Source organism: Streptomyces prasinopilosus, from assembly GCF_001419695.1.
In the GTDB taxonomy this organism is placed as follows: domain Bacteria; phylum Actinomycetota; class Actinomycetes; order Streptomycetales; family Streptomycetaceae; genus Streptomyces; species Streptomyces prasinopilosus.
This window is the reverse complement of sequence record NZ_LIRG01000078.1, coordinates 1-3,805: the sequence shown is the minus strand read 5'-3', so window position 1 is coordinate 3,805 and position 3,805 is coordinate 1. Positions and strand designations below refer to the sequence as shown.

At 73.5% G+C, this 3,805-nt stretch carries 4 protein-coding genes and 1 pseudogene; 2 read left to right on the top strand and 3 right to left on the bottom strand.

Annotation, left to right across the window (positions count from 1 at the left end; all coding sequences use genetic code 11):
• Together AOK18_RS04840 and AOK18_RS04835 are read left to right on the top strand one after the other, a co-directional pair.
• The coding region (locus AOK18_RS04840) for a Rieske (2Fe-2S) protein (protein WP_055693492.1) at positions 1-293 on the top strand (293 nt) is incomplete at its 5' end.
• A gap of 22 nt (positions 294-315) precedes the next feature.
• Positions 316-1,042: pseudogene (locus tag AOK18_RS04835) on the top strand (nucleotidyltransferase domain-containing protein).
• A gap of 63 nt (positions 1,043-1,105) precedes the next feature.
• On the opposite strand, the gene AOK18_RS04830 reads toward AOK18_RS04835, so the two are convergent.
• The 3 genes from AOK18_RS04830 to AOK18_RS04820 form a co-directional block, all read right to left on the bottom strand.
• The gene (locus tag AOK18_RS04830) at positions 1,106-2,128 is read right to left on the bottom strand and encodes an ADP-ribosylglycohydrolase family protein (RefSeq protein WP_055693491.1); all 1,023 of its coding nucleotides are present in this window, start codon (positions 2,126-2,128) and stop codon (positions 1,106-1,108) included.
• The gene (locus AOK18_RS04825) at positions 2,125-2,844 is read right to left on the bottom strand and encodes an NUDIX hydrolase (RefSeq protein ID WP_055693490.1); all 720 of its coding nucleotides are present in this window, start codon (positions 2,842-2,844) and stop codon (positions 2,125-2,127) included. The genes AOK18_RS04830 and AOK18_RS04825 overlap by 4 nt, the downstream gene beginning before the upstream one ends.
• Before the next feature lie 63 nt (positions 2,845-2,907).
• The coding region (locus AOK18_RS04820; protein ID WP_055693489.1) for a pseudouridine synthase at positions 2,908-3,805 on the bottom strand (898 nt) is incomplete at its 5' end.

The following is a 3,805-nucleotide window of genomic DNA, read 5'->3' as shown; positions in this document are numbered from 1 at the left end:
CGGCGGGACGGGAACTCGCCGCGACCGATGACATCCCGGTGGGCGGGGGCGTGGTCTTCAGGGAGGAGAAGGTGGTGGTGACCCAGCCGGAACGGGGCGACTTCAAGGCCTTCTCGGCGGTCTGCACCCACCGCAACTGCCTGGTGGCGAGCGTCTCGGACGGCACGGTCGACTGCGCCTGCCACGGCAGCCGGTTCCGGATCACCGACGGCTCGGTGGAGCGGGGACCGGCCACCAGGGCGCTGCCCGCGGAGCGGATCACGGTGGAGGGAAATTCGATTCGCCTGGCGTGAGCGGGCCCGTACGCTCCCGGGCATGCACTCCGCCGAGCTCCTGGTCCGCGACCACACGGTCTACGCATGCGTCATGGGTTCGCGTGCCTTCGGCCTGGCCGCGGAGGGCAGCGACACCGACCGCAGGGGCGTCTTCCTCGCCCCCACTCCCCTGTTCTGGCGCTTCGAGAAGCCGCCCACCCATGTCGAGGGACCGGCCGGGGAACAGTTCAGCTGGGAGCTGGAACGCTTCTGCGAGCTGGCCCTGCGCGCCAACCCCACCATCCTGGAGTGCCTGCACTCGCCGCTCGTGGAGTACGCCGACGACACCGGCCGCGAACTGCTCGCCCTGCGCGGAGCGTTCCTCTCCCGCCGGGTCCACGAGACGTTCACCGTCCCCCACGCTCGGCTTCGCTCGCGCGGGCGGTGCCCCCATCGCATACGGCCGGCGCCGCAAGCTCGAGGCCGACGTCCGCACGCACGGGGCACCCCGCTGGAAGCACGCGATGCACCTGCTGCGCCTGCTGGCCTCCGCGCGCGACGTGCTGCGCACCGGCGCCCTCACCGTCGACGTGGGCGAGGAGCGCGAGCGTCTGCTCGCGGTGAAGCGGGGCCAGGTGCCCTGGCCCGAGGTCGAGGCCCGGATGGCCCGGCTGGAGCGGGAGGCCGGCGAGGCGCTGCGCCGTACGCCGCTCCCGGCGCGGCCGGACCGGCGCCGGATCGAGGACTTCCTGGTCCGCGCCCGCCGCGCTTCCGCCCTGCGGGGCTAGGGCCTGTCCGGCGGCTCGTGCCGGACAGGCCCGGGGGACGGCCCTCCGCCGCGGGTGCTCCCCTCAGCTGTCCCAGAGTTCTCCCAGGGCCAGCAGTTCGTCCCGGTACTCGATGCGGCCGGCCCAGGCGTCCGGCCAGGCGTCCGCGCCCAGGTGGGCGCCCGCGAAGGCGCCCGCGAGGCAGGCGAGGGAGTCGGAGTCACCGGAGGTGCAGGCGGCGCGGCGCAGGGCCGTGAGCGGTTCGCCGGCGAAGAGCAGGAAGCACAGCAGCCCGGTCGCGAGGGCCTCCTCCGCGATCCAGCCCTCCCCCGTGGCCAGGCACGGGTCGGTCTCCGGCGAGACGGTGCGCACGGCGTGCCGGAGGCGTTCCAGGATCTCCAGGCACTCGTCCCAGCCGTGCGCGATGAAGTCCCCGGGGGTGGCGGCCCGGGCCCGGGTCCACAGGTCACCGAGCCACTCCGCGTGGTAGCGGGTGCGGTTCTCGTGGGCGTAGGAGCGCAACAGGCCGATCAGTCCGGTCGGTTCGGCGCCCTCGGCGAGCAACCGCACGGCGTGTGCGGTGAGGTCGGAGGCGGCGAGCGCGGTCGGGTGCCCGTGGGTGAGCGCGGACTGCAACTGGGCGGCACCGGCGCGTTGTTCGTCGCTGAGACCGGGGACCAGTCCGAGGGGGGCGACGCGCATGTTGGCGCCGCAGCCCTTGGAGCCGAGCTGGCTGGCGTCCTGCCAGGGGCGGTCCGCCCGTTCCAGGAGTCCGCAGGCCCTGAGGCAGGTGGTGCCCGGGGCCCGGTTGTTCTCCGGCGACCGGTTCCAGGCGATGAACTCCCGCCGTACCGGTCCGGCCAGTCCCGCGGGCGTCAGCGCTCCCCGCTCCATGGCCGTCCGCAGCCCCTTGCCCAGCGCGAGCGTCATCTGCGTGTCGTCGGTGACGATCGCCGGCTCCGGCAGTTCCATCTCCCGCCACGGACCGCACTCGGCGAGGATCGAGGGGACGTCGTGGAACTCGGTCGGGAAACCCAGCGCGTCGCCGAGGGCGAGGCCGGTGAGCGCCCCGGTGGCGGCGCGTTTGGTGACGAGGGTCGCGGTCATGCGGGGCGTCCTTCCCGAGGGGTGCGGAGCAGGGGCGGGTGCAGGGCGGCGGCCGGGCCCGCGCGGTACAGGGCGGCCGGTTTGCCGCGGCCGCCGGTGAGGCGTGCGGCACCCGGGACCGGTTCGACGAAGCCCGGGGTGGCGAGCACCTTACGGCGGAAGTTGGGCCGGTCGAGCGCGGTGCCCCACACGGCTTCGTAGACCTGCCGCAGCTCGCCGAGGGTGAACTCGGGCGGGCAGAAGGCGGTGGCGAGGCAGCTGTACTCGAGCTTGGCGCCGACGCGTTCCCGGGCGTCGGCCAGGATCCGGTCGTGGTCGAAGGCGAGCGCCCGCGCGGAGCCGTACGGGACCCAGCGGGCCTGCGCGGCGTCGCCGCCCCCGCGCGCCTCCGGGGCGTCGGGCAGCAGCGCGGTGAACGCGACCGACACGACCCGCATCCGGGGGTCGCGGCCGGGCTCGCTGTAGGTCCGCAGCTGCTCCAGGTGCAGTGCGGACACGTCCGTCAGCCCCGTCTCCTCGGCGAGTTCGCGCCGGGCGGCGGTCTCCGCCGACTCGTCCGGCCGCACGAACCCGCCCGGCAGCGCCCAGCGGCCCGCGTACGGCTCCTCACCGCGTTCGACGAGCAGGCCGTGCAGCACACCCGCGCGGAGCGTGAACACGGCGAGGTCGACGGTGACGGCGAAGGGCTCGTAGGCGTGTCTGTCGTAGCCGACCACGACCGCACCCCCTCTTTATAGTCAGGTCGACTATAAAGAGGGGGTGCGGTCGTTCACAAGGTCTCAGAGCTCGACTTCCCGCATCAGCATGCCGACCTCGGTGTTCGACAGCCGGCGCAGCCAGCCCGACTTCTGGTCGCCCAGGGTGATCGGTCCGAAGCCGGTGCGCACCAGCTTGTCGACCGGGAAGCCCGCCTCGGCGAGCATGCGGCGCACGATGTGCTTGCGGCCCTCGTGCAGGGTCACCTCGACGAGGTAGTTCCTGCCGGTCTGCTCGACGACGCGGAAGTGGTCGGCGCGCGCGTAGCCGTCCTCCAGCTGGATGCCGTCCTTCAGCCGCTTGCCCAGGTCCCGCGGGATCGGCCCGACGATGTGGGCGAGGTAGGTCTTCCTCACCCCGTACCGCGGGTGGGTCAGCCGGTGGGCCAGCTCACCGTGGTTGGTGAGCAGGATGACGCCCTCGGTCTCGGTGTCGAGCCGGCCCACGTGGAACAGCCGGGTCTCGCGGTTGGTGACGTAGTCGCCGAGGCACTGGCGTCCCTCGGGGTCCTCCATGGTGGAGACGACACCGGCCGGCTTGTTCAGCGAGAAGAACTGGTAGGACTGGGTGGCGACGGTCAGGCCGTCGACCTTGACCTCGTCCTTCTCCGGGTCGACCCGCTTGCCCTGCTCCAGCACGATCTCGCCGTTGACCTCGACGCGCGCCTGCTCGATCAGCTCCTCGCAGGAGCGCCGGGAGCCGTAGCCGGCGCGCGCGAGGACCTTCTGCAGCCGCTCGCCCTCCTGCTCGGCGCCGGGGAAGGTCTTGGGCGGCTTGACGTCCTTCTTGCCCGCGTACCGCTCCCGGTTGCGCTCCTCGGCCCGTGCCTCGTACTCGCGGGACGTCGCCGGGACCGAGCGCCCCCGCTGCAGGGGCTTCCTCGGCCCGCCTTTGGCGCCTCCGCGGGCCGCGGGCCCGCGG

Bases quoted from the DNA above. Each gene is read 5' to 3' on its own strand.
- AOK18_RS04830 (WP_055693491.1), bottom strand. From the start codon at position 2,128: ATGACCGCGACCCTCGTCACCAAACGCGCCGCCACCGGGGCGCTCACC.